The sequence below is a fragment of the Pseudomonas sp. 8Z genome (assembly GCF_902506535.1).
In the GTDB taxonomy this organism is placed as follows: Bacteria; Pseudomonadota; Gammaproteobacteria; order Pseudomonadales; family Pseudomonadaceae; genus Aquipseudomonas.
The window spans coordinates 457169-479489 of the sequence record NZ_LR733827.1 but is presented as its reverse complement, the minus strand read 5'-3'; the positions used below and the strand labels follow the sequence as shown (position 1 = coordinate 479489).

Annotated in this window: 16 protein-coding genes and 5 tRNA genes; 4 read left to right on the top strand and 17 right to left on the bottom strand. The window is 59.0% G+C overall.

Features of this window, described 5'->3' with window-relative positions; genetic code table 11:
• Positions 1-3 precede the first annotated feature (3 nt).
• From AERO9A_RS14995 to AERO9A_RS14975, 5 genes are all read right to left on the bottom strand, one after another.
• Positions 4-990, bottom strand: coding sequence for a TauD/TfdA family dioxygenase (locus AERO9A_RS14995; RefSeq protein ID WP_159972745.1), 987 nt, complete (start codon positions 988-990; stop codon positions 4-6).
• Between the two features lie 159 nt (positions 991-1149).
• Positions 1150-2085: an ABC transporter substrate-binding protein gene (locus AERO9A_RS14990; protein ID WP_159972744.1), complete on the bottom strand. Its 936-nt coding sequence runs from the start codon at positions 2083-2085 to the stop codon at positions 1150-1152.
• A 31-nt stretch (positions 2086-2116) separates the two neighbouring features.
• Entirely contained in the window at positions 2117-3160 is a 1044-nt protein-coding gene (locus AERO9A_RS14985) for an iron ABC transporter permease (RefSeq protein ID WP_159972743.1), read from the bottom strand.
• Positions 3157-4140 (bottom strand): iron ABC transporter permease, encoded by a 984-nt coding sequence (locus tag AERO9A_RS14980; RefSeq protein WP_159972742.1) that lies wholly within the window; start codon positions 4138-4140, stop codon positions 3157-3159. Before AERO9A_RS14980 ends, AERO9A_RS14985 begins: the two co-directional genes overlap by 4 nt.
• Positions 4137-4943 carry an ABC transporter ATP-binding protein gene (locus AERO9A_RS14975; protein ID WP_159972741.1) on the bottom strand — a complete coding sequence of 269 codons (807 nt, stop codon included), beginning with the start codon at positions 4941-4943 and terminating at the stop codon, positions 4137-4139. The genes AERO9A_RS14980 and AERO9A_RS14975 overlap by 4 nt, the downstream gene beginning before the upstream one ends.
• A 336-nt stretch (positions 4944-5279) precedes the next feature.
• On the opposite strand from AERO9A_RS14975, the gene AERO9A_RS14970 reads away from it, so the two are divergent.
• Positions 5280-7508, top strand: a complete 2229-nt coding sequence (locus AERO9A_RS14970) for a TonB-dependent siderophore receptor (RefSeq protein ID WP_256665971.1) — start codon at positions 5280-5282, stop codon at positions 7506-7508.
• 88 nt (positions 7509-7596) lie between these two features.
• On the opposite strand, the gene AERO9A_RS14965 is transcribed toward AERO9A_RS14970, so the two are convergent.
• Together AERO9A_RS14965 and AERO9A_RS14960 are read right to left on the bottom strand one after the other, a co-directional pair.
• Positions 7597-7671: transfer RNA gene (locus tag AERO9A_RS14965), tRNA-Arg, on the bottom strand.
• Between the two features lie 88 nt (positions 7672-7759).
• Entirely contained in the window at positions 7760-11227 is a 3468-nt protein-coding gene (locus AERO9A_RS14960; RefSeq protein WP_159972740.1) for an indolepyruvate ferredoxin oxidoreductase family protein, read from the bottom strand.
• Between the two features lie 196 nt (positions 11228-11423).
• Here AERO9A_RS14960 and AERO9A_RS14955 point away from each other — a divergent pair, with 196 nt between their 5' ends.
• The gene (locus AERO9A_RS14955) at positions 11424-11891 is read left to right on the top strand and encodes an Lrp/AsnC family transcriptional regulator (protein ID WP_159972739.1); all 468 of its coding nucleotides are present in this window, start codon (positions 11424-11426) and stop codon (positions 11889-11891) included.
• 37 nt (positions 11892-11928) lie between these two features.
• Here the strand turns inward: AERO9A_RS14955 and phnN are convergent, their stop codons facing one another.
• The gene (gene phnN / locus AERO9A_RS14950) at positions 11929-12498 is read right to left on the bottom strand and encodes a phosphonate metabolism protein/1,5-bisphosphokinase (PRPP-forming) PhnN (protein WP_159972738.1); all 570 of its coding nucleotides are present in this window, start codon (positions 12496-12498) and stop codon (positions 11929-11931) included.
• A gap of 564 nt (positions 12499-13062) precedes the next feature.
• Between phnN and AERO9A_RS14945 the strand changes: the two genes are divergently transcribed.
• Complete coding sequence (locus AERO9A_RS14945) at positions 13063-13389, top strand: Arc family DNA-binding protein (RefSeq protein WP_159972737.1); 327 nt, start codon at positions 13063-13065, stop codon at positions 13387-13389.
• 287 nt (positions 13390-13676) lie between these two features.
• On the opposite strand, the gene mgtE is transcribed toward AERO9A_RS14945, so the two are convergent.
• Positions 13677-15119: a magnesium transporter gene (gene mgtE / locus AERO9A_RS14940; RefSeq protein ID WP_159972736.1), complete on the bottom strand. Its 1443-nt coding sequence runs from the start codon at positions 15117-15119 to the stop codon at positions 13677-13679.
• A gap of 321 nt (positions 15120-15440) precedes the next feature.
• On the opposite strand from mgtE, the gene AERO9A_RS14935 reads away from it, so the two are divergent.
• Positions 15441-15926: a DUF4124 domain-containing protein gene (locus tag AERO9A_RS14935; protein ID WP_159972735.1), complete on the top strand. Its 486-nt coding sequence runs from the start codon at positions 15441-15443 to the stop codon at positions 15924-15926.
• A 44-nt stretch (positions 15927-15970) separates the two neighbouring features.
• Here AERO9A_RS14935 and AERO9A_RS14930 read toward each other — a convergent pair.
• The 8 genes from AERO9A_RS14930 to ltaE all read right to left on the bottom strand — a co-directional run bounded on the left by AERO9A_RS14930 (position 15971) and on the right by ltaE (position 22318).
• A tRNA-Arg gene (locus tag AERO9A_RS14930) sits at positions 15971-16047 on the bottom strand.
• 212 nt (positions 16048-16259) lie between these two features.
• Positions 16260-16336 (bottom strand) — tRNA-Arg (locus AERO9A_RS14925).
• Positions 16337-16549: 213 nt separating this feature from the next.
• Positions 16550-16626: transfer RNA gene (locus AERO9A_RS14920), tRNA-Arg, on the bottom strand.
• A gap of 71 nt (positions 16627-16697) precedes the next feature.
• Positions 16698-16788: transfer RNA gene (locus AERO9A_RS14915), tRNA-Ser, on the bottom strand.
• A 61-nt stretch (positions 16789-16849) separates the two neighbouring features.
• On the bottom strand, positions 16850-17035 hold the full coding sequence (gene csrA / locus AERO9A_RS14910; protein WP_069517029.1) for a carbon storage regulator CsrA: 186 nt from the start codon (positions 17033-17035) through the stop codon (positions 16850-16852).
• A gap of 188 nt (positions 17036-17223) precedes the next feature.
• Positions 17224-18462: an aspartate kinase gene (locus tag AERO9A_RS14905; protein WP_159972734.1), complete on the bottom strand. Its 1239-nt coding sequence runs from the start codon at positions 18460-18462 to the stop codon at positions 17224-17226.
• A gap of 102 nt (positions 18463-18564) precedes the next feature.
• Positions 18565-21189, bottom strand: coding sequence for an alanine--tRNA ligase (gene alaS, locus AERO9A_RS14900; protein WP_159972733.1), 2625 nt, complete (start codon positions 21187-21189; stop codon positions 18565-18567).
• Between the two features lie 124 nt (positions 21190-21313).
• Complete coding sequence (gene ltaE / locus AERO9A_RS14895; RefSeq protein ID WP_159972732.1) at positions 21314-22318, bottom strand: low-specificity L-threonine aldolase; 1005 nt, start codon at positions 22316-22318, stop codon at positions 21314-21316.
• Positions 22319-22321 lie beyond the last annotated feature (3 nt).

Here is a 22321-nt window from a genome sequence, read left to right as displayed (position 1 = left end):
GCATCAGTTCGCCGGCGCGGGCTCAGCCATGGCCACCACGACCTTGCGCGCCCCCTGAAAGGTGGAGCGCCCATGGGCAACCAGCATGTTGTCGAGCATCAGTGCATCGCCGGTCTGCCAAGGGAAAATGACCTGGGTGCGCTGCAGCACATCGCGCACATGCTCCAGCGCTTCCAGCTCGATGGGCGAACCATCGCCATAGAAGACGTTACGCGGCACGCCCTCCTCGCCGACGATGGACACCAGCGTCTCGCGCAGCGCCGCAGGCAGGTTGGAGATGTGGAACAGGTGCGCCTGGTTGAACCAGACCCACTCCCCGGTAACCGGATGCTGGGCCACGGCCTGACACACCTGGCGAGTGCGCAATTCGCCGTCGTCCTTCCACTCGAAGTCGATATGACTGAGGCGGCAGAAGCGCTCGACTTCGTTGCGATCCTCGGTACTGAAAGCCTGCTGCCAAGTAAGATCCAGGCCATTGCCGTAGTTGCGCACATACATCAGGCGCTTGTCGGCGAAACGCTGACGAATGGCGGGATCGATACGCTGATAGACCAGCCGACTGTCGGCAATGGGTGTTTCACCGCCGACCTGGGCGGCCTGAATGCAGTGAAACCAGATTTTCATTGGCCAGTTCAACGAGTAGGACTGCTCGTTGTGCAGCGGAATGACCTGATGCGCGGGGTACTCGGTGGAGGTATAGACGCGACTGTTGAGCTTGGTGCGCGGCGTGGACGCGTAATCGTAGGTCAGCAGCTCATGGCCGAAGCTGCGGGCGAAATCCTCGAAGTCGTTGGCATCACGGAAGGCGAAATCACGGAACAGGATGCCACCGGTGGTCTGCAACTGGCTGTCGACAGTGCGCCTGATCAGATCAGCATGATCACGCCAGGAGTCGCCCGACACCGGGGCACGCAAGACGAATGGCAGAGCCCCCTCGATATCAGCTTGAACTTGTGAGAGACCTGCACGGCTGAGCGAATCGGTAAGCATCTGGATTCCTTGGCGCTACTGATGAGGCGCACCAAATTATCGCAAAAGCCACTCACTATCAAACAAGAATCAATATTAATTGATAACAGACCCGGATCCGTTCACACCCTCACGACAAACCTTCGCGTTGCCAACCTCAAATGCGAGCTGAAGTTTTCTTCACTTCGTCTGTAGGTTGTAGGCACGTTCACCAATGTGCGACAGCAGCAGGTAGGCAGAGCCAATCATGCCCTGCATGGTGTCGGCGAAGCGGCTGCGGTTGAAGTAGAGGAATTGGTGATTCTTCACCGCAAACAGGTTCTGCCACTGCGGCGACTGCCGAAACGCCTCGGTACTGGCCTCCGAGTCGAGCATTTCTTCGTAGGTGTCGATGATGAAATCGCTGTCGAAGTCGCCAATGCGCTCCAGGCTGTAAGGCACGTTCTGCCGCGCCTCCTTGAAGGCTGCTACACGCCCGAGGCCGAAGTCGGCAATCACGTCATCCATGCCAGAACGGCCGATCAACTGAAAGCCGTCCGGGTAGACCTCCAGAGTGGTCACGGTAATGCGCGCAGGATCTTTGACTCGCTTGTGAAACTCACTAACGATCCACTGATACTCCTTGAGCATCTCCTGATAGCGCTGCTGCTTGCCGACCAGATCGGCCAGCTCCTTGGCGTAGGTCTTGATATCCGCCTCACGCGCCGGCAGCAGAACCACAGGGGCGATCTTGCTGAGTCGCTCTTTCAGCTCCTCGTGATAGGACAACCCGACGATCAGATCCGGTTTCAACGCCGCAATAGCCTCAAGGTCAGGCGACTGGTGCGAGCCAACGTAGCGAATGGCGGAAACATCGAAGCGCTGCTGCGCACCACGAAACAGCGCATCGGAGAACAGCTTCTTGCGGCCCGTGGAACCACACGGCGTCACGCCCAGTTCGAGCAACTGCGTGGTCAGGCTGAGATCGTGCAAGGACACCACGCAACGCGGCGCAACCGGCACCTCGACACGGCCAAACTGGTTCTCGAACACTCGCGTCTCAGCCGCGAACGCCTGCACGGAAATCAGCCCGAACAGCGCGCAGGCCGCCAGGGAAAACGCTCTCAGATTAACCATTTTCTTCGTCATGTCCTTGTGTGAAGGCGCGTCAACGGCTGCGTTGCCGCGCCAGCAAAATCAACAGATAGGGAGCACCGATAATGGCCACAACCAACCCGGCAGGCAGTTGCAACGGCGGCAGCAGCGCACGCCCCAGGGTGTCACCGAGCAAGACCAATACGGCACCGAACAACGCGCACAGCGGCAACAATGCGCCATGCCGGTCGCCGCAGAGCTGCCGCGCCAGGTGCGGCGCAACCAGGCCAACGAAGGTCATCACACCGATATTGGCCACTGTCGCTGCGGTCAGCATCACACTGCTGAGCAACAGCAGAAGCATCAGCCAGGTCAGGTTGAGGCCTCGACTGAGCGCCACGCCCTCGCCCAACTGCATGAGGTTGAGCTGACGATGGCAGAACAGCAGCGGCAAGCCTGCCAGCAACAGCCACAACGCCAGACTCTGCACCTGCGGCCAGCCACCACGGTGCAAGCTACCACCCAGCCACATCAACGCCGACTCGACGCGGTCGATATTGCCGTAGGTGATCAGCAGATCGGCAACCGCACCGAGCATCGCGGTCAGCCCCACGCCAACCAGAATCAGACGCAGCGGCGCGATACCGCCACGCCAGGACAGACCGACGATGAACAACGCCACCGCCAGGCCACCCAGCAACGCTGCCAGCGGATAGAGCGACACTGGCAGTAGTGACGGCCACAGCACCAAAATCAGCAGCATGGTCACACTGGCACCCGCCTCGACACCGACCAACCCCGGCGCCGCCAGGGGATTGCGCGTCAACGACTGCATCAGAACGCCCGCCAAGGCCATCGCCGCGCCACCGAGGATCGCCAGGAAAATACGCGGCAGGCGCAACTCCCACAGCACGTTGTCCTGTACGGCGGACAAATCGCCACTAAACAGGCTCTGCCAGAGCTGAGCCATGCCCATCGAGTAGCTGCCCACGGTGGCCGCATAAAGCGCCAAAGCCAATAGCAGCACGACCAGCAGCAATGCGGACAACACATCAATCGGCCGACCGATCCAGGGCAACCCAGCCAAGCGCCTGGGCGTCGTCAGCCAGCCGCTCATTTCACCTTCCTCAACACCAGAACGACAAACACCGGGCCACCGATCAAAGCCGTTACGATGCCGGTATTGAGTTCGTATGGGCTGACCAGCGTTCGCGCCACCACATCGGCCAAAATCAGCAGCAAGGCCCCCAGCAGCGGAGCAGCCAGCAGCAAACGACGCAAATCGTGCCCCACCAACAGCCGCGCCGCATGTGGCACCACCAAACCGACGAAGCCGATAGGCCCGGCCAGCGCAACGGCACAGCCGGACAACAGCACCACCGCTGCCAGGCTCAGCAAACGCATGCGCAGCAGATTGACGCCCATACTCGCGGCGACCTGCGCCCCCAGACGATAGGTATTGAGCGCCCGCACATTGATCAGGCAAAACAGCGCACCGGCCAACGCATAAGGCCAGAGCCAACTCGGCAAGTTGCCCCCCGTGATGCCCAAAGAACCGGTCAGCCAGCGGCGCAGACTGTCGAGTCCCTGCTGATCCAGAAGCAGCAGGATTGCCGTAATTGCGCCGAACAGCGCCGCCATCATCGCGCCGGACAGCGTCAAGCGCACCGGGTTGGGCGTACGCCCCGCCAACAGCATGACGCCCAGCGCCGCCACCAACGCACCACTGAAGGCGAACAGAGGAATCATGCTCATGTCATTGCCGGGCAGCACCAACAGCCCGACCACGACGAACAGCGCCGCACCGCTGTTGACGCCTAAGATTCCTGGATCAGCAAGCGGGTTGTCGCCCACCGCCTGCATCACCGCACCGGCCAACCCCAGACAGGCGCCCACCACCATGGCCACCCACAGACGCGGCAGACGTGAACCTTGAATCACGCTGTGGTCGGTATTGCCCGGATCATAGGCAACCAGCGCCTGCCAGACATCGCTCCACGGGATCGACTTGGCACCGACCGCCAAATGCAGCGTCGACGCCAGGGCAATGGCAAGCAGTATCAACAGCCAGACAGGCCAACTCCACGTACGCGTCACGGGCTTACCTGGCAGTCAGCGGCGCGAGCGCGAGTCGACGAAGCCGGTACACATAACAGATCCCCCGAGTGCGGATCGGTAATGATATGAGCATCCAGATCGAATACGGCCTTGAGGTTGGCAGGCGTGAACACCTCCGTCGGCGCGCCCTGTGCGTGCACCTTGCCCTGGCGCAGCATCACCAGATTGTCGGCATAACGCGCGGCCTGATTCAGGTCATGCAGCACGGCAACGATGGTACGGCCCTGATCACGCAACCCTGCCAACAACTCCAGCAAGGCGATCTGGTGGGCGATATCGAGAAAGGTGGTGGGCTCATCGAGCAGAATCACCGGCGTGTCCTGCGCCAGCGTCATGGCGATCCAGCAACGCTGTAACTGGCCACCGGAAAGCGTGGACAAGGTGCGATCGAGCAACTGCGTGATATCGGCCAACTCCACAGCGCGATCCACAGCCTGCTGATCCTTTTCGCTCCATTGCTGCCACCAGGTCTGCCAGGGATAACGCCCTTGCATGACCAGCTCACGCACAGTGATACCCGCAGGCGAAGAAGTACGCTGGGGTAACAGCGCCACACGCCTGGCCAGCTCGCGCCGCGAGAACTGCGCATGCGCTTTGCCTTCGAGCAGCACCTCACCACTGGCCGGACGCTGCATACGCGCCAATACATTGAGCAAGGTGGTCTTGCCACAGCCATTGGCACCAAGCAGCGCAGTAAAGCAGCCCTCGGGAATCGTCAGGCTGATGTCATCCAGCACCTTCAGCTCAGCAAACTGGAGCTGAAGTCGCGTCGCTTTCAACATGCACACACACTCAAATTCGAAGCACAGCCGCGCCCGTCCGGCTTAACACCGAGCAGGCTCATGGGCTTGCGGATTCATCACGGCAAACACGCCCGGCTCATCGACATTGGGAGACGCCTCAAACCAGCATCCTCCCAGCCCCAGGCTATTGCGCGTAGCTTGCAGCAATAGCCTAGTGAAGACAATAAATTGTGAATTAGTACAAATCTTTCTCATTTAGATGTAGAGTGCGTTCCGCCATAGTAGGCTGCCACCAGCGCTCCGGCATGATGGATCGCCAGAATATCCTCGGCCTCGCGCAGACACACATCGAAAGACAACAGGACTCGTCACGCCATGCGCCATGACACGCAGAAACGCCCGGAATACGACTTTCGCCGCCCCGCCTTCAGCCTTACCGCTCTCACTCTAGCCATCGCCAGCCTCAGCTCTGGCCACCTGGCTGCCGCAGAGGCCACCCAGGCAAATACGCTAGACCCTGTGGAAATTGGCGAAATCAACGTCACCGGCCAAGTCGTGGAGCAACCTACCGAGCATGTGACCGGGTATGTCGCCAAGCGCAACATGAGCGCCACCAAGACCAACACGCCGATCACCGAAACGCCGCAGTCATTGTCCATCGTCACCAGTGACGAGCTGCGCGACCGTCAGGCCGAAACCCTGTCCCAGGCGCTGAGCTATACCCCTGGCATAACAAGTCAGCCGACTAGCTTCAACCGTACCGCCGACCGTTTCCGCATTCGCGGCTTCGACGTCGAATCCGGCACCGGCGGCTCGCTGCGCGACGGCCTGCGCCTGCAGAACAACTCCTACGATGGCGTGCAAGAGCCTTACGGCCTGGAGCGCGTCGAGGTCATTCGCGGTGCTGCTTCGGTGCTCTACGGCCAGCTCTCGCCGGGCGGCATGATCAACGGTGTCAGCAAGCGACCAACCGAAACGCCCTTCCATGAGCTGAACATGCAGGTCGGCTCACATGATCGTAAGCAACTCTCCGCCGACTTCAGTGGCCCGTTGGCCGGCAGCGATACCCTGAGCTATCGCCTGACCCTGCTTAGCCGCGACAGCGACACCCAGCAGGATTACATCAACGACGACAAGTTCTACATCGCACCGGCGCTGACCTGGCGCCCCAACGAAGACACCTCGCTGACCCTGCTGTCCTTCTACCAGAAGACCGATACGCGCTTCTCCGCTCCCCTGCCTTATCAGTTGGTCAAGGGTGTCGGTGACAGCGGCTTCAAGATCGGCCGCCACGATTTCATCGGCGAGCCTGATTACGACGATATGAACGGCGAGATGTCGGCACTGGGCTACGAGTTTCAACACCACTTCAACGAGAACTTCACGCTCAACCACAAGCTGCGGTATTCCGAATCGGATGTGAAGTGGAACTACCTCCAGGTCAGAACCGGCAACGCCGCTACAACAGCTGCAGTAATCAACCAGGCTGCCACGACAGGTATTTTGCAAAGGCAATATAGTGACCGCCGCGAACGCGCACGCACATGGGCCAGCGATACCAATATCGAGTCGAAGTGGCAGCTTGGCAGCGTCGAGCACACGGTACTGGTTGGTTTCGACGGCTATGACACCTCCTACGATTCGCACAACTTCCGCGCTACCAACCGCAGCATGGATCTGGATCTAACCCGTTACAACTATGGCCAGCCTATCGTGGTCAACAGAAACCGCGCAGCGGATCGCGGCTCGCAGCTCGACACGCTACAAAAAGGCGTGTATCTGCAGGATCAAATCAAATTCGATGATAAATGGATCCTGCTGCTGGGCGGTCGCCACGACTGGGCCGATCAGCAACAAGCGGCGCATCGCAACGATGACAAAGCCAGTCAGGATGACGAAGCCACCACCTATCGTGCAGGCCTGGTCTACCTGGCGGACAATGGTCTGGCGCCCTATATCAGCTATAGCGAGTCGTTCTTCCCCGTCTCTGTCGCAGAAGTCACGGGGCAGACTTTCGACCCCACAGAAGGCAAGCAATACGAAATCGGTGTGCGCTATCAGCCCAAGGACAGCAACCTGCTGCTTAGCGCTGCTATCTATGAATTGACGCAAGAGAATGTTCTGAAGCAGGATCCGAGCGATCTTAGCTACCGACAAACAGGTGAAGTACGCTCCCGCGGCCTGGAGCTGGAAGCCAAAGCGGATGTGACCGATGCTCTTAGCCTCATTGCGTCCTACGCTTATACCGATGCCCGCATCACTAAAAGCGCCATTGCCACAGAAGTCGGTCAACGCAGCGAAGACACGCCTTACCACCAGGCCGCCCTGTGGGCCAGCTACGCCTTCGTCAACTGGGGCATTCCGCAACTGACCGTGGGCGCAGGCGCGCGCTACAAAGGCACGACCCAGGCATCAGGGATAGATTCTGCCATGCCAGCCTATACCTTGTTCGATGCCATGGCCCGTTACCAGATCGACGAAAATTGGTCAGTAACGCTTAACGCCAACAATCTCACCAACAAGCAGTACACCTACTGCGAATTCGCCATCTGCCGCTACGGCGACGAGCGCACCATGCTCACTTCGGTGAACTTCAACTGGTAAGCCAGTGGCGCTCCGGGCGGAGCGCCTTTCTACTGTTGTAAAAACAAAAAGCCGACTGAGATAGTCGGCTTTTTCGTTACTGAGTCGATGGCGTCCCCTGCTGGAATCGAACCAGCATCTAGCCCTTAGGAGGGGCTTATTCTATCCGTTGAACTAAGGGGACACGGCCGTTATTGCAACGACCGGGCGGCATCTTAGCGGCGTTGCAGCGGTTTGTCATGCCGCTGTGTCGCGCTTACCTTTCTTCATACTCAAGCGGTCGGCTCGAACAGCTTCACCGCCTCAATCTCGCTAACGCGCACGCGCGCTTTGAGCTGCTCGGCCTGCTCGCGCGCCTGACGTGCAGCAGCTTCACGCACATGACCATAACCCCGTATGTGCTCAGGCAGCTCAGCCAATGCCAGCGCGGCCTGGTAGTTACCGGGCTTGAGTTCATCCAGCAGGTAGACCAGATCCGCCTCATAGCACTCGATCAGCGTGTGATCCAGGCGCCGCTCAGCACTGTAGCCGAACACATCCAGCGGCGTGCCACGCAGAAAGCGCAGACGCGCCAGCACGCCGAAGGCTTTGAGCATCCAGGGACCAAAACTGCGCTTGCGCGGCTCGCCAGTAAGCGCATCCGGCTTGCTCAGCCAACTCGGCGCCAAGTGAAACTGCAGGCGGTAATTACCTTCGAACTGCGCCTCTAGCTGCTTGCGGAACGTGCCTTCGCTGTACAGCCGCGCCACTTCGTACTCGTCCTTGTAGGCCAGCAACTTGTAGTAGTAACGCGCCACGGCTTTGCTCAAGCGCTGCTCGGCATCGGTATCGGCCTTGCGCACACGCTCGACCAGCTCGCGGTAACGCTCGGCATAGGCGGCGTTCTGGTAAGCGCTCAGGCGCTGGGCACGATCTTCGATGATCTCCTCCAGCGTCTGGCAATGCGGCGCCTCGACCACCGTGGGCGCGGTGAGCCTTTCCACTGCGGCCAGGTCATGCGCGGCACGACGCCCCCAAAGAAAAGCCTGCTGGTTGAAGGCGACCGCCACGCTGTTGAGTTCGATGGCCTTGTCGATGGCCTCAGCGGACACCGGTACCCATCCCTTCTGATAGGCATAACCGAGCATGAACAGGTTGCTGGCGATGCTGTCACCAAGCAGCCGGGTGGCCAGGCGCGTGGCATCGACGAAATGAATCTTGCCCTCGCCCACCGCTTCACTGAGCGCCTCGCGCATAGCGGCGCCGGGCACTTGAGCATCCGGGTTACGGGTAAATTCAGCGGTAGGCGTTTCGTGGCTATTGATCACGGCGTGGGCGATCTTGTCGTTGAGTTTGGCCAATGAATCCTCGCTCGATGCAACGACCAGATCACAACCCAGCAACAGGTCAGCCTCGCCAGCGGCGATTCGCACCGCGAAGATGTCGCTTTGCCGCTCGGCGATACGGATGTGGCTGATCACCGGGCCGAATTTCTGCGCCAACCCAGCCTGATCGAGCACGGTACAGCCTTTGCCCTCTATATGCGCAGCCATGCCCAGCAAGGCGCCAACGGTGGTTACGCCACTGCCGCCAACACCGGGTAGAAGAATGTTCCAAGGGCGGCTCAACGTCGGTTGTTGTGGCTGCGGCAAGGCAATGAACAAAGCGCCCTGGCCCACGGCCTCAGGCTTGCGCAGGCTGCCACCGTGCACAGTGACGAAGCTCGGACAGAAGCCTTCCAGGCAACTGAAGTCCTTGTTGCAGGCGCTCTGGTCGATCTCTCGTTTGCGCCCCAACTCGGTTTCCAGCGGCAGCACCGACAGGCAGTTGGATTTCACGCTGCAGTCACCGCAGCCCTCGCAAACCGCCGGGTTGATGAAGGCGCGCTTGGCCGGGTCGAGCAACTTGCCACGCTTGCGCCGACGACGCTTCTCGGTGGCGCAGGTCTGGTCGTAGAGGATCACCGATACGCCTTTGACCTCGCGCAACTCGCGCTGCACGGCGTCCAGCTCGCGGCGATGATGAAAGGTCACCCCCGGCGCGAAGGTGGCGCGGCTCGGGTACTTGTCCGGCTCGTCGCTGACCAGGGCGATGCGCTTGACGCCCTCGGCATGCACTTGCTGGCTGAGCTGGTCGATGCGCAGCTCGCCATCGATCGGCTGGCCGCCAGTCATGGCAACCGCGTCGTTGTAGAGAATCTTGTAGGTGATGCTGACGCCAGCGGCTACCGCCGCGCGCAGAGCCAGGTGGCCGGAGTGAAAGTAGGTGCCGTCACCGAGGTTCTGGAAAATGTGCGGGGTGTCGGTGAAGGGCGCCTGGCCAATCCAGGTGGCGCCCTCACCGCCCATCTGGGTGAAGGTGTCAGTGCTACGCCCCATCCACTGGGTCATGTAGTGACAGCCAATACCGCCAAGGGCACGACTGCCCTCGGGCACCTTGGTCGAACTGTTGTGCGGGCAGCCGGAGCAGAAATGCGGGGTGCGCGCGGTCTTGTGTTTGGGCGCGGCCAGGGCCTTTTCCTTGGCATCGAGGAAGGCCAGGCGCTCCTCGATGGTCGGGCTGCTGTAGATCGGCGCCAGGCGCTTGGCGATCACCCGAGCGATCATTGCTGGCGTCAGCTCCCCCAGATTCGGCAACAGGGAATTACCCTGCTCATCGAACTCACCGACCACACGCGGGCGCTTGCCTACCGGCCAGTTATAGAGCTGGCCGGTGAGCTGATCCTCGATCACGCTGCGCTTTTCCTCCACCACCAGAATCTCGTCCAGGCCTTCAGCAAAACGGTGCACCGATACCGGCTCCAGCGGCCAACTCATGCCAACTTTGAGCACACGTAGGCCGACCTGGGCACACAGCGCTTCGTCTAGACCGAGATCATCCAGGGCTTGGCGAACATCCAGATAGGACTTGCCGGTGGTGATGATGCCCAAACGCGGATTGGGCGAATCGAGCTTGACCTGATTGAGGCCGTTGGCCAAGGCAAAGGCGCGCGCGGCATAGATCTTGTAGACGTTGAGGCGCTTTTCCTGGGCCAGGGGCGGATCGGGCCAGCGGATATGCACGCCGTCTTCGGGGAGCTGAAAATCTGTGGGAATCGCCACCTGAATACGCAACGGGTCGACATCCGCCACGGCAGAGGAATCGACGTTTTCCGCGATGGTCTTGAGCGCCACCCAACAGCCGCTGTAGCGCGACAGTGCCCAGCCGATGATGCCGTAGTCGAGAATTTCCTGGACATTGGCCGGATTGAGCACCGGAATCGACGCTGCGATAAAGGCATGCTCGCTCTGATGAGCGATGGTCGAGGACTTACAGCCGTGGTCGTCTCCAGCCAGCAGCAGCACGCCGCCATGCTTGGAAACGCCAGCCGAGTTGCCGTGCTTGAACACATCACCACTGCGATCCACGCCCGGCCCCTTGCCGTACCACATGGCGAACACGCCGTCGTAGCGCGCGCCGGGGAACAGGTTGGCCTGCTGGCTGCCCCACACGGCGGTGGCGCCCAGCTCCTCGTTGACACCGGGCTGGAAGTGGATGTGATTTTCCTTCAGGTACTCGCGCGCGTCCCACAGGCTCTTGTCCAGGCCGCCCAGGGGCGAGCCGCGATAGCCGGAAATGAAGCAGGCAGTGTTGAGGCCGTAGGCGGCGTCCCGCTGCTTCTGCAGCATGGGCAGACGGGTCAGCGCCTGAGTACCGGTCAGGTAGAGCTGCCCCGTGGCGAGGCGGTATTTGTCATCCAGACGGATTTCGGCCAGTGACATGGAGCGCTCCTTTTATTGTTATGCGAGCACGAGAGGCGCGACGGTAGGTACGCCTCATCAGTCTAGTCACAGGATCGCCGCAACAGACTGGCTTTAAGCATGAGCGCAGAATTTGGCTTTTTTCTTTCTATTTTCGCAGTGCACCCACAATACTTCGCATGATGCTTCCAATAATCACAAGAAAAGGGGAACAGACATGCAAGACAAGCTCAGCCCCATCGATCGCCGTATTCTTCGCCTGTTGCAGCACAATGCCGACCTCTCCGCCGCCGAGGTAGCAGAGAAGGTCGAGCTATCACAGTCACCCTGCTGGCGGCGCATTCATCGCATGCAGGAAGAAGGACTGATCGAACGCAAGGTCGCCCTGCTCAACCCCAAGCGCCTGGGCTTTGGCATCACCGTATTCGTCGATATCAAACTGTCGGCCCATGGCCGCGGCAATCTGGACGAGTTCGAGCAAGCCGTGGTCGGCTACCCGCAGGTGCTGGAGTGCTACAGCATGGCCGGCGGCTCGGACTATCTGCTTAAAGTGGTGGCCAAAGACATCGCCGACTACGAGCGTTTTCTACGCGATCACCTGCTACAGCGCCCACACGTGCACGAAGCGCACTCGCATATCGCCATGAGCGAGGTCAAACGCACCACCGAATTACCACTGGAATAAAGCCACGCCGCCCCTGATAGGGCGTTCCAGCCAGCAGTCAAGATGGCATCCCAGGCGCTTCAGTAGACCTCGTCAGCACTTGCAGCAAACGGGCAGCGGTCTGCGATAAGGGACCGGAGTTATCTAAGATGATCAAAGACTCATCGTCTTCCACTGCCAGACGACGACTGCGAGCCAATCGCTGCTCGATCTGCTCAGGCGTTTCCCGCCCGCGAGCCAGCAGCCGCTGTCGCAAAATCGTTTCATCAACCTGCAGGAGCACAGCAAGCAGCTCAGGATAACGCTGGCGAACTGCCGTCAGATGCCCACGCGAACCGTTGATCAGGACATCATGCCCAGCATCGAGCCAGTCGTCGATTTCTCGCGGTATCCCGTAAGCGAGGCCATTGGCGCGCCAACTCATAGCAAAAGCACCCTCCCCCTCCAACCGCTCGAAGTCAGCCAAGGTGACGCCCACTGCATCCTCACCAACCGACTCGGCACTGCGGGTGATGACCCGTCGAGAAAAACGGCAACCATGAGCCCCGAGCGGCGCTCGTGCCGCACTCAACAAACTGTCCTTCCCCGACCCCGAAGGCCCCATCAGATAGATCAACCGGCCTCGCATTGAAATACTTCCTGCCTGACACCACACCAGCCCCAAGCGACGAATGCATCTATGCGAACGCGACTATTGGCCGTGCAAAACTGCACACGTCAGCGAATACACATTTTGCAGCACTCTCGCACAAACACGCCAAGCGATCGTATGGAGAACATTTGAGAGCCCAAAATCGCCAGCCCTTCGCAGACACAATGATGGCCGTCTACTATCATTAAGACTGTAAAATCGACGAACCCTGGCAAAAATGCAGCCAAATATGTAGAAACCGTCACAACCTCGAAGCTCACATGCCAAGAGATAGCGCAATCTTGAATCTTTTAAGCAAAGAAACGTCCAAGAGAAGCGTTATGCCGAATGCTACGCATTTCTGACAATTGGTGCTGGCATAAAGCCCACACTTCGATGACAATGTGCCACGTATTTGGCGTCAAGGAACTGTTCAGAGACCTCCGGGTCATAACGACGCAGAACGCGATACCGGTTGAACGGCTAGTGCTAAAGACGGTCAAACCGGTGACAATCTCGACACTGACTACCAGTATCGCTCCCTGAACTAACCGGTAATGAATGCGCCCTATGAAACAGGCTACCTACTCCAGCCGCACGGCTGACAAATTTGTCGTTCGCTTGCCTGATGGCATGCGTGAGCGTATCGCTGACGTAGCACGCAACCATCACCGCAGCATGAACTCGGAAATCATTGCCCGCCTTGAGCAGAGCATGCTGCAGGAAGGTGCATTAGACGACGACCTCAACATGCGCTTGGACAGTCCTGAGCTGTCGCTGCACGAGCGCGAACTCCTGCAACGCTTCCGCCAACTGTCACGCCGACAGCAGACCGCACTCGTCGCACTCATTGCACACGACGTGGAAATGGCAACTGAAGAAGCCTAAGCAAGCCCTTTCCCAAAACCGGCCTTATCAGGCCGTGTGAAAACGAATTGAGCGCCAGGTCTGATCAATCAACGATCACACTTGGCGCTCTCTTGTCAGATCTGAGCAAGCCAGATCGGGAAGCTTCTGAACTTTCCGCATGGCGACGCGAACATCAGACTGAGCGGAAGTTTTCACACAATCTGATAAAGCCGGTTTTTTGTTTTCAATTGCATTACCTCCCCACAGAATCGGGCAATGCACAACGCCCACACACTTAATGCGAGCGCTCAAGCAGCTAGACAGGCCTATAACAGAAAGATTGAAGCCAGCCCAAGGAAGATGAAAAAGCCACCACTATCAGTCATAGCGGTGATCATTACACTAGCCCCCATGGCAGGGTCACGCCCCATGCGCGCCAGAGTCATAGGAATCAACACCCCCATCAACGCTGCCAGCAAGAGATTCAGTGTCATTGCCGTAGTCATCACCACACCCAGCGACCAACTGCCGTACAGATAGTAGGCAACCCCACCAATTACCCCCCCCCAAAGAATGCCATTAATCAATGAAACGCCGAGCTCCTTACGCACCAAGCGTGCCGTATTGCCCGTGCTGACCTGATCCAGCGCCATGGCACGCACGATCATAGTGATGGTCTGATTACCCGAGTTGCCGCCAATACCTGCAACAATGGGCATCAACGCCGCCAACGCGACCAGCTTCTCGATCGACCCTTCAAAAAGACCAATCACTCGCGACGCCAAAAAGGCCGTTACCAGATTGATCGCCAACCAGGCCCAACGGTTGCGCACCGATTTCCACACTGAGGCGAAGATATCCTCTTCCTCACGCAGACCGGCCATATTCAGCACTTCGCTTTCACTTTCCTCACGGATCAGGTCAACCATTTCATCAATGGTCAGACGACCAATCAGCTTGCCGTTTTTGTCCACGACCGGAGCAGAAATCAAATCGTAGCGCTCGAAAGCCTGAGCAGCGTCGTAGCCATCTTCATCAGGATGGAAGCTCACCGGATCGTCAGCCATAACCTCGCCAACCTGTTTATCCGGGTCGTTGACCAGCAGACGTTTGATCGGCAACACCCCCTTGAGCACGCCGTCATAATCCACAACGAAAAGCTTGTCGGTATGACCTGGCAGCTCCTTCAGACGACGCAGGTAGCGCAGCACGACCTCAAGACTGACATCCTCACGGATAGTCACCATCTCGAAGTCCATCAGCGCACCGACCTGATCCTCCTCATAGGACAGCGCCGAACGCACACGCTCACGCTGCTGGGCGTCGAGCGTCTCCATAAGCTCGTGAACGACATCGCGCGGCAATTCGGGCGCCAAGTCGGCAAGCTCATCAGCATCGAGGTCCTTGGCCGCGGCGAGAATCTCATGATCATCCATGTCAGCGATCAGGGTTTCACGTACCGCGTCGGACACTTCCAGCAAGATGTCGCCGTCGCGCTCGGCCTTGACCAATTGCCAGACGGTCAAACGATCTTCGAGCGGTAAAGCCTCAAGAATGTGAGCGATATCGGCGGGATGCACACCTTCGAGCTTGCGCTGCAACTCGGCAAGATTCTGCCGATGCACCAGGATCTCGACCCGATCCTGATGCTGGCCCTCTTGACGATGAGTCAAGTCTTCAACCAGCTTATGCCGGTGCAACAGCTCGACCACCTGTGCCAGGCGATCCTGCAGGCTCTCTTGCGGCTTTTTGGCTTCTACTTCAGTCATAGCGCGCTCCACCCCCAGTTGGCAGGCGCGCCAAAGGGGATCAATCAGGTCTTACACGATTGTACGAGGGGAGTTTTGAGTAACTACTGGGTAAGTCCATGGTGGTATTCCACAAGCCTCGGCGAGGCTGACGCGGCGAATAATAACACCGCAAATCGCTTTGTACGTGACAAAAGCACGGCAAGAACAAGCGCTTGCATCACAAACTTCGATCACGCATGAAAACCTGGCTATGCGACGCCAGCTATCGCCCGCAAGACACCCTGACGCATACGAAAAAATGGGCTAGCCTAGTCATGAAACCGTCAAGGAGGACGAATCATGCGAGGATCACACTTCGCCGCACTGTTAACTGCCGTGCTTCTCTCCCCTATTCAAGACAGCCTAGCAACCAGCGTGTTCCGTTGCGTTGACGCCAACGGCCATGTCACCTTCACACGCCACGGCTGCAAAAGCGACCAGGAACAGCATCTGCAGGATGCACGCAACCACACCCCCAGCAGCGGCAAAGCCATTCCACTGGCAAACACCCCAAAACGCCCCAAACCAGCAACCTCCCAAGAGGATCTAGTCATTGTGGGTCAGCACGACGATGGCTGCGGCAATCTGATCAGTAGCAGCGAAAGACGCCAGGCCATCATTCGCCAAGAAATACGCAGCGGCATGAGCCGCGCCGATGTAGAAAGCAGCCTGGGCAAACCGGACAGAATCACCCGCCAGAACGGGCGGCAGCGCTATTACTATGACGACAAACGCGGCAAGCGCCAGCAGATCAATTTCGACGAAGCGGGTTGCGTAAAGAAATAAAGCACAAATAAAAAGGGCCTGCATTACTGCAGGCCCTTTTGGTATGGCGGACTCAGGAGGATTCGAACCTCCGACCGCTCGGTTCGTAGCCGAGTACTCTATCCAGCTGAGCTATGAGTCCGTTACAGGTCACTCGAAAGCTACTGCGCTTGGTTATGCTTCGTTGAAAGCGAACTCAGAATGCTCATTTAGAAAACTAAACTGCGCTTCTTCGCTCGCTTTCGCCTCGCCTACCCTTCGCTCGCTACGCTTTCGCGCGACCTTATGGCGCTTTTAGACCAGATCACCGCTGGTTGAAACAAAATGATTTGCAGCACTGCAAGCCATTCAATATGGCGGACTCAGGAGGATTCGAACCTCCGACCGCTCGGTTCGTAGCCGAGTACTCTATCCAGCTGAGCTATGAGTCCGTTACAGATCACTCGAAAGGTACTGCGCTTGGTTATGCTTCGTTGAAAGCGAACTCAGAATGCTCATTTAGAAAACTAAACTGCGCTTCTTCGCTCGCTTTCGCCTCGCCTACCCTTCGCTCGCTACGCTTTCGTACGACCTTATGGCGCTTTTAGACCAGATCACCGCTGGTTGAAACAAAATGGCTTGCAGCGATGCAAGCCATTTTAATATGGCGGACTCAGGAGGATTCGAACCTCCGACCGCTCGGTTCGTAGCCGAGTACTCTATCCAGCTGAGCTATGAGTCCGGTCGGTGCTTTTATACCAGATCACCTCTGGTTGATTCGCCAGCCTGGCTTACACCAGACTCGCTGAATAATGGCGGAGAAGGGGGGATTCGAACCCCCGACACCCTTTTGAGGTGTACTCCCTTAGCAGGGGAGCGCCTTCGGCCACTCGGCCACCTCTCCGCAACACGGGGCGCATGATAACCATGTTTTCCCCGTTTGCAAACAAAAATTTGTAGAAAAATTAGTGGCTTGGTTCGTCACCCTTCTCTTTCTGGATGCGTTGGTAGATTTCTTCACGGTGCACGGCAACCTCTTTCGGCGCATTGACACCAATACGCACCTGGTTACCTTTCACACCCAACACGGTGACAGTCACTTCATCACCGACCATCAGGGTCTCTCCGACCCGGCGAGTCAGAATCAGCATTCCTTTCTCCTCACGGATTACATTTTCAGAACAACAGTCTGCAAAAATAAAATGGCGGCAGCCTGCAACCCAATTGAGCCGTCAAGCTTCCACCCAAGTATTGACCAGCCCGCGCAGAAAGAAAGTTCCCGCATGCCAGTCAAAAAAACGAAAGGCGCGGAACCAGCCGCGCCTTTCGGGTCGATCCATTACTCGCTCTGTCGGGCCGGGGCGTCGAGTTCGAAAGCGGTGTGCAGAGCACGCACAGCCAGCTCTAGATACTTCTCCTCGATAACCACAGAAACCTTGATCTCAGAGGTAGAGATCATTTGGATATTGATGGTTTCCTTGGCCAGAGCTTCGAACATGCGACTGGCAACGCCTGCATGGGAGCGCATACCAACACCAACAATGGAAACCTTGGCAATGTTGGTGTCACCGACAACTTCACGGGCACCCAGCTCATCAGCCGTCTTCTGCAGCACACTGAGAGCGTTGTTGTAGTCGTTGCGATGCACGGTGAAGGTGAAATCGGTGGTGTTATCGTGCGCCACGTTTTGCACGATCATGTCCACTTCGATATTGGCAGCGCTGATCGGGCCAAGAATTTTGAAGGCCACGCCCGGCAAATCCGGCACGCCACGGATGGTCAGCTTGGCTTCGTCGCGATTGAAAGCGATGCCGGAAATGATCGGCTGTTCCATGGATTCCTCTTCATCAAGGGTAATGAGGGTGCCCGGCCCCTCCTGAAAGCTGTGCAGAACGCGCAGCGGGACGTTGTACTTGCCGGCAAACTCCACCGAGCGGATCTGCAGCACCTTGGAGCCGAGACTGGCCATTTCCAGCATCTCTTCGAAGGTGATCTTTTCCAGACGCTGAGCCTTAGGCACCACACGTGGATCGGTGGTGTAAACACCATCGACATCGGTATAGATCTGGCACTCATCGGCTTTCAGCGCTGCAGCCAGCGCTACACCTGTGGTGTCGGAGCCACCACGACCTAGCGTGGTGATGCTGCCCTGCTCATCGACGCCCTGGAAGCCAGCAACAACGACGACGCGACCCGCCTTGAGATCAGCACGAATCTTCTGATCATCGATCTGCAGAATGCGCGCCTTGTTGTAGGCGCTATCGGTGAGGATGCGAACCTGGTTGCCGGTATAGGACACCGCTGGCACGCCACGCTTGATCAGCGCCATGGCCAGCAGCGCGATGGTCACCTGCTCCCCCGTGGAGACCATCACATCCAGCTCACGCGGCACCGGCTCGCCCTCGGTGATCTGTTTGGCCAGATCGATCAGGCGGTTGGTCTCGCCACTCATGGCGGAAACCACGACGACGATGTCGTCACCGTTCTCGCGGAATTTCTTCACCTTCTCGGCCACCTGCTGGATACGCTCGACGGTGCCGACGGAGGTGCCCCCAAACTTCTGTACGATCAAAGCCATTTCAAAAAGCCGCCTGAATCCTCGAAGGGCGCCCATTAAACCCGCATCGGGCCATACTGCCAAGGCCCGCCGGACGCACTGCGGGCCCCGTTTTCATACTAATTACGAAGCTTGTTCGACCAAGGCCGCTGCAAGCGCCAGGGCGTCATCCAGCTTGGCTGCATCGACACCGCCCCCCTGAGCCATATCCGGGCGACCGCCACCCTTGCCACCAACGGCTGCCGCGGCCTGACGCATCAGGTCACCAGCCTTGAGCTTGGCGGTCAGATCCTGGGTGACACCCGCGACCAGTACGACCTTTTCCTCGAACACGCCGCCGAGCAAAATCACCGCGCTACCCAGCTTGTTCTTGAGCTGATCGACCAGCGCCAGCAATGCCTTGCCGTCCAAACCATCGAGACGCGCAGCCAGCACCTTGGTACCCTTCACGTCCACAGCAGAACCAGCCAGATCGTTACCCGCAGCGCTGGCGGCCTTGGCCTTGAGCTGTTCCAGCTCCTTTTCCAACTGGCGGTTGCGCTCGATCAGCGCCGAGAGCTTGTCCAACACGTTGTCGCGATTGCCCTTGACCAGCGAAGCGGCTTCTTTGAGCTGCTCCTCGGCGCCATTGAGCCAAGCCAACGCTTGCCCACCGGTAACCGCCTCGATACGGCGCACACCTGCTGCCACACCGCCCTCGCCGACGATCTTGAACAGGCCAATGTCGCCAGTGCGGGCCACGTGGGTGCCACCGCACAGCTCGACGGAGAAGTCGCCGCCCATGCTCAGCACGCGCACCTGATCACCATATTTCTCACCGAACAGCGCCATAGCACCTTTGGCCTTGGCGGTTTCGATATCGGTGATTTCGGTTTCCACCGCCGTGTTCTCGCGCACCACACGATTGACGATGTCTTCGATCTGCTTGAGCTGCTCCGGCTTGATCGCCTCGAAGTGGCTGAAGTCGAAGCGCAGGCGCTGGCTGTTGACTAGCGAGCCCTTCTGCTGCACATGGTCGCCGAGCACGATACGCAGGGCTTCATGCAGCAGGTGGGTCGCCGAGTGGTTCAGCGCGGTAGCCTGACGCACATCGGCCTCGACCTCGGCCTTGACGCTGGTGCCGACGCTCAGGCCGCCCTTGGCGACTACGCCGTGGTGCAGGAAAGCGCCGCCCGCCTTGGTGGTGTCACGCACGTCGAAGCGCACGCCGACGCCCTCCAGATAACCGCAGTCACCGATCTGACCGCCGGACTCGGCGTAGAACGGGGTCTGGTCCAGCACCACCACGCCCTCCTCGCCTTCGGCGAGACTGTCGACTGCGGCGCCGGCCTTGAACAGGGCGATGATCTTGCCGCTGCCGCTGGTGCCTTCGTAACCGAGGAAGTTGGTGTCAGTATCGACTTTCACCAGCGCGTTGTAATCCATACCGAAGGAGCTGGCAGAACGGGCGCGTTCGCGCTGCGCTTCCATTTCACGCTCGAAGCCCTCCTCGTCCACCGACAGTTCGCGCTCGCGGGCAATGTCAGCAGTCAGGTCGACCGGAAAACCGTAAGTGTCGTACAGCTTGAACACCACATCGCCTGGAATGACCGAGCCCTGTAGATCAGCCAGATCCTGTTCGAGGATCTTCAGGCCCTGCTCCAGGGTCTTGGCGAACTGTTCTTCTTCGGTTTTCAGCACGCGCTCGATATGTGCCTGCTGTTGCTTGAGTTCGGGGAAGGCTTCGCCCATCTCAGCCACCAGGGCGGCGACGATCTGGTAGAAGAAGCTGCCCTTGGCACCCAGCTTGTTGCCGTGACGGCAGGCGCGGCGCACGATGCGGCGCAGCACGTAGCCACGGCCTTCGTTGGACGGGGTCACGCCATCGGCAATCAGGAAGCTGCAGGAGCGGATATGGTCGGCCACCACCTTCAGCGAAGCCTGACCTTCGTTGGCGCAGCCAATGGCTTTAGCCGAAGCGGCCAACAGGTTCTGGAACAGGTCGATCTCGTAGTTCGAGTTGACGTGCTGCAGCACGGCGCTGATGCGTTCCAGGCCCATGCCGGTGTCCACGCTAGGCGCCGGCAGCGGGTGCAGCACGCCATCCGCGGTGCGGTTGAACTGCATAAAGACGTTGTTCCAGATCTCGATGTAGCGGTCACCGTCTTCTTCCGGGCTGCCGGGCGGGCCGCCCCAGATGTGCTCGCCGTGGTCGAAGAAGATCTCGGTGCACGGGCCGCACGGGCCGGTATCGCCCATCGCCCAGAAGTTATCGGAAGCATACGGCGCGCCCTTGTTGTCACCAATGCGGATCATGCGCTCGGTGGGGATGCCGACTTCCTTCGTCCAAATGTCGTAGGCCTCGTCATCGGTGGCGTAGACGGTGACCCAGAGTTTTTCCTTGGGCAGGTTCAGCCACTTGTCGGAGGTCAGGAACTCCCAGGCATAGGTAATGGCATCACGCTTGAAATAGTCGCCGAAGCTGAAGTTGCCCAGCATTTCGAAGAAGGTGTGGTGGCGCGCGGTATAGCCGACGTTTTCCAGATCGTTGTGCTTACCGCCGGCACGCACGCACTTCTGACTGGTGGTAGCGCGGGTGTAGGCGCGCTTTTCCAGGCCCAGGAAGCAGTCCTTGAACTGGTTCATGCCTGCGTTGGTGAACAGCAGGGTCGGGTCATTCGCCGGGATCAGCGAGCTGGAAGCGACACGGGTGTGCCCTTTTTCTTCGAAGAAGCTCAGGAAGGCTTCACGGATTTCTGCGCTTTTCATAGAAGGATATCCACGGAATCAGGCGGCCACGGCAAAGCCGGCAAAAGGACGCATTATATCGGCCCTTTCGCCCGCGGCTAGTGCCTTGTTGATAGCCGAGAACTATGAGCGGCCGACAAGCAGATCAATGATCGCGAAACGCGGCGAACGCCTCGATCACCCGCTCGACACCTTCTGAGCCGACATCAAGATGGGTGATCAACCGCAGCCTGGGCGCTGCGCTGACAACAATGCCACGCTCAGCCATAAATGCCTTGATCCGCTCGGCACGCGCACCCAGTTGCACGTAGACCATATTGGTCTGTACCGGCTCGACGTCGTAGCCCAGACGCAGCAATGCCTCGCCCAAATGCGCGGCTTTGGCATGATCCTCAGCCAGGCGCTCGACCTGATGCTGCAACGCGTACAGCCCTGCTGCAGCCAGCACCCCAGCCTGACGCATGCCGCCACCAACCATCTTGCGTAGACGCCGCGCCTTGGCGATCAGCGCGGCGCTACCACAGAGCACCGAACCGACCGGCGCACCAAGCCCCTTGGACAGGCACACCGACACCGAGTCGAAATGCTGGGTAATCTCACGCGCGGGCACCTGCAATTTGACGGCGGCGTTGTACAACCGCGCACCGTCCAGATGCAGGCTCAGGCCATGACGACGGGTTAACTCGCGAGCAGCAGACAGGTAGTCAAGCGGCAGCACCTTGCCCTGCATGGTGTTTTCCAGGGCCAGCAAGCGGGTACGGGCGAAGTGGAAGTCATCTTGCTTGATCGCCGCCTCGACCTTGGCCAGATCCAGCGAACCATCGACCTCACCCTCGATGGGCTGAGGCTGGATGGAGCCGAGCACGGCGGCGCCACCACCTTCGTACTTGTAGGTATGTGCTTGCTGGCCAACGATGTATTCATCACCACGTTCACAGTGCGCCATCAGGCCCAGCAGGTTACTCATGGTGCCAGTCGGTACGAACAGCGCTGCCTCGAAGCCCAGCTCCTGAGCCAGCCAGGCTTCCAGGCGATTGACGGTCGGGTCTTCAGCGTACACGTCATCCCCCAGCTCGGCAGCCATCATGGCCTCGCGCATGGCCGCAGTGGGTTGGGTGACAGTGTCGCTACGCAGGTCGATCAGGGGCATGAC

Excerpts from the sequence above, each read along its gene's own strand:
- AERO9A_RS14985 (WP_159972743.1), bottom strand. The coding sequence starts at position 3,160 with ATGAGCGGCTGGCTGACGACGCCCAGGCGCTTGGCTGGGTTGCCCTGG.
- AERO9A_RS14935 (WP_159972735.1), top strand. The coding sequence starts at position 15,441 with ATGCGAGGATCACACTTCGCCGCACTGTTAACTGCCGTGCTTCTCTCC.
- AERO9A_RS14905 (WP_159972734.1), bottom strand. The coding sequence starts at position 18,462 with ATGGCTTTGATCGTACAGAAGTTTGGGGGCACCTCCGTCGGCACCGTC.
- AERO9A_RS14945 (WP_159972737.1), top strand. The coding sequence starts at position 13,063 with ATGCGCCCTATGAAACAGGCTACCTACTCCAGCCGCACGGCTGACAAA.
- AERO9A_RS14995 (WP_159972745.1), bottom strand. The coding sequence starts at position 990 with ATGCTTACCGATTCGCTCAGCCGTGCAGGTCTCTCACAAGTTCAAGCT.
- AERO9A_RS14990 (WP_159972744.1), bottom strand. The coding sequence starts at position 2,085 with ATGGTTAATCTGAGAGCGTTTTCCCTGGCGGCCTGCGCGCTGTTCGGG.
- ltaE (WP_159972732.1), bottom strand. The coding sequence starts at position 22,318 with ATGCCCCTGATCGACCTGCGTAGCGACACTGTCACCCAACCCACTGCG.
- AERO9A_RS14960 (WP_159972740.1), bottom strand. The coding sequence starts at position 11,227 with ATGTCACTGGCCGAAATCCGTCTGGATGACAAATACCGCCTCGCCACG.
- mgtE (WP_159972736.1), bottom strand. The coding sequence starts at position 15,119 with ATGACTGAAGTAGAAGCCAAAAAGCCGCAAGAGAGCCTGCAGGATCGC.
- AERO9A_RS14955 (WP_159972739.1), top strand. The coding sequence starts at position 11,424 with ATGCAAGACAAGCTCAGCCCCATCGATCGCCGTATTCTTCGCCTGTTG.
- AERO9A_RS14975 (WP_159972741.1), bottom strand. The coding sequence starts at position 4,943 with ATGTTGAAAGCGACGCGACTTCAGCTCCAGTTTGCTGAGCTGAAGGTG.
- alaS (WP_159972733.1), bottom strand. The coding sequence starts at position 21,189 with ATGAAAAGCGCAGAAATCCGTGAAGCCTTCCTGAGCTTCTTCGAAGAA.
- phnN (WP_159972738.1), bottom strand. The coding sequence starts at position 12,498 with ATGCGAGGCCGGTTGATCTATCTGATGGGGCCTTCGGGGTCGGGGAAG.
- csrA (WP_069517029.1), bottom strand. The coding sequence starts at position 17,035 with ATGCTGATTCTGACTCGCCGGGTCGGAGAGACCCTGATGGTCGGTGAT.
- AERO9A_RS14970 (WP_256665971.1), top strand. The coding sequence starts at position 5,280 with ATGCGCCATGACACGCAGAAACGCCCGGAATACGACTTTCGCCGCCCC.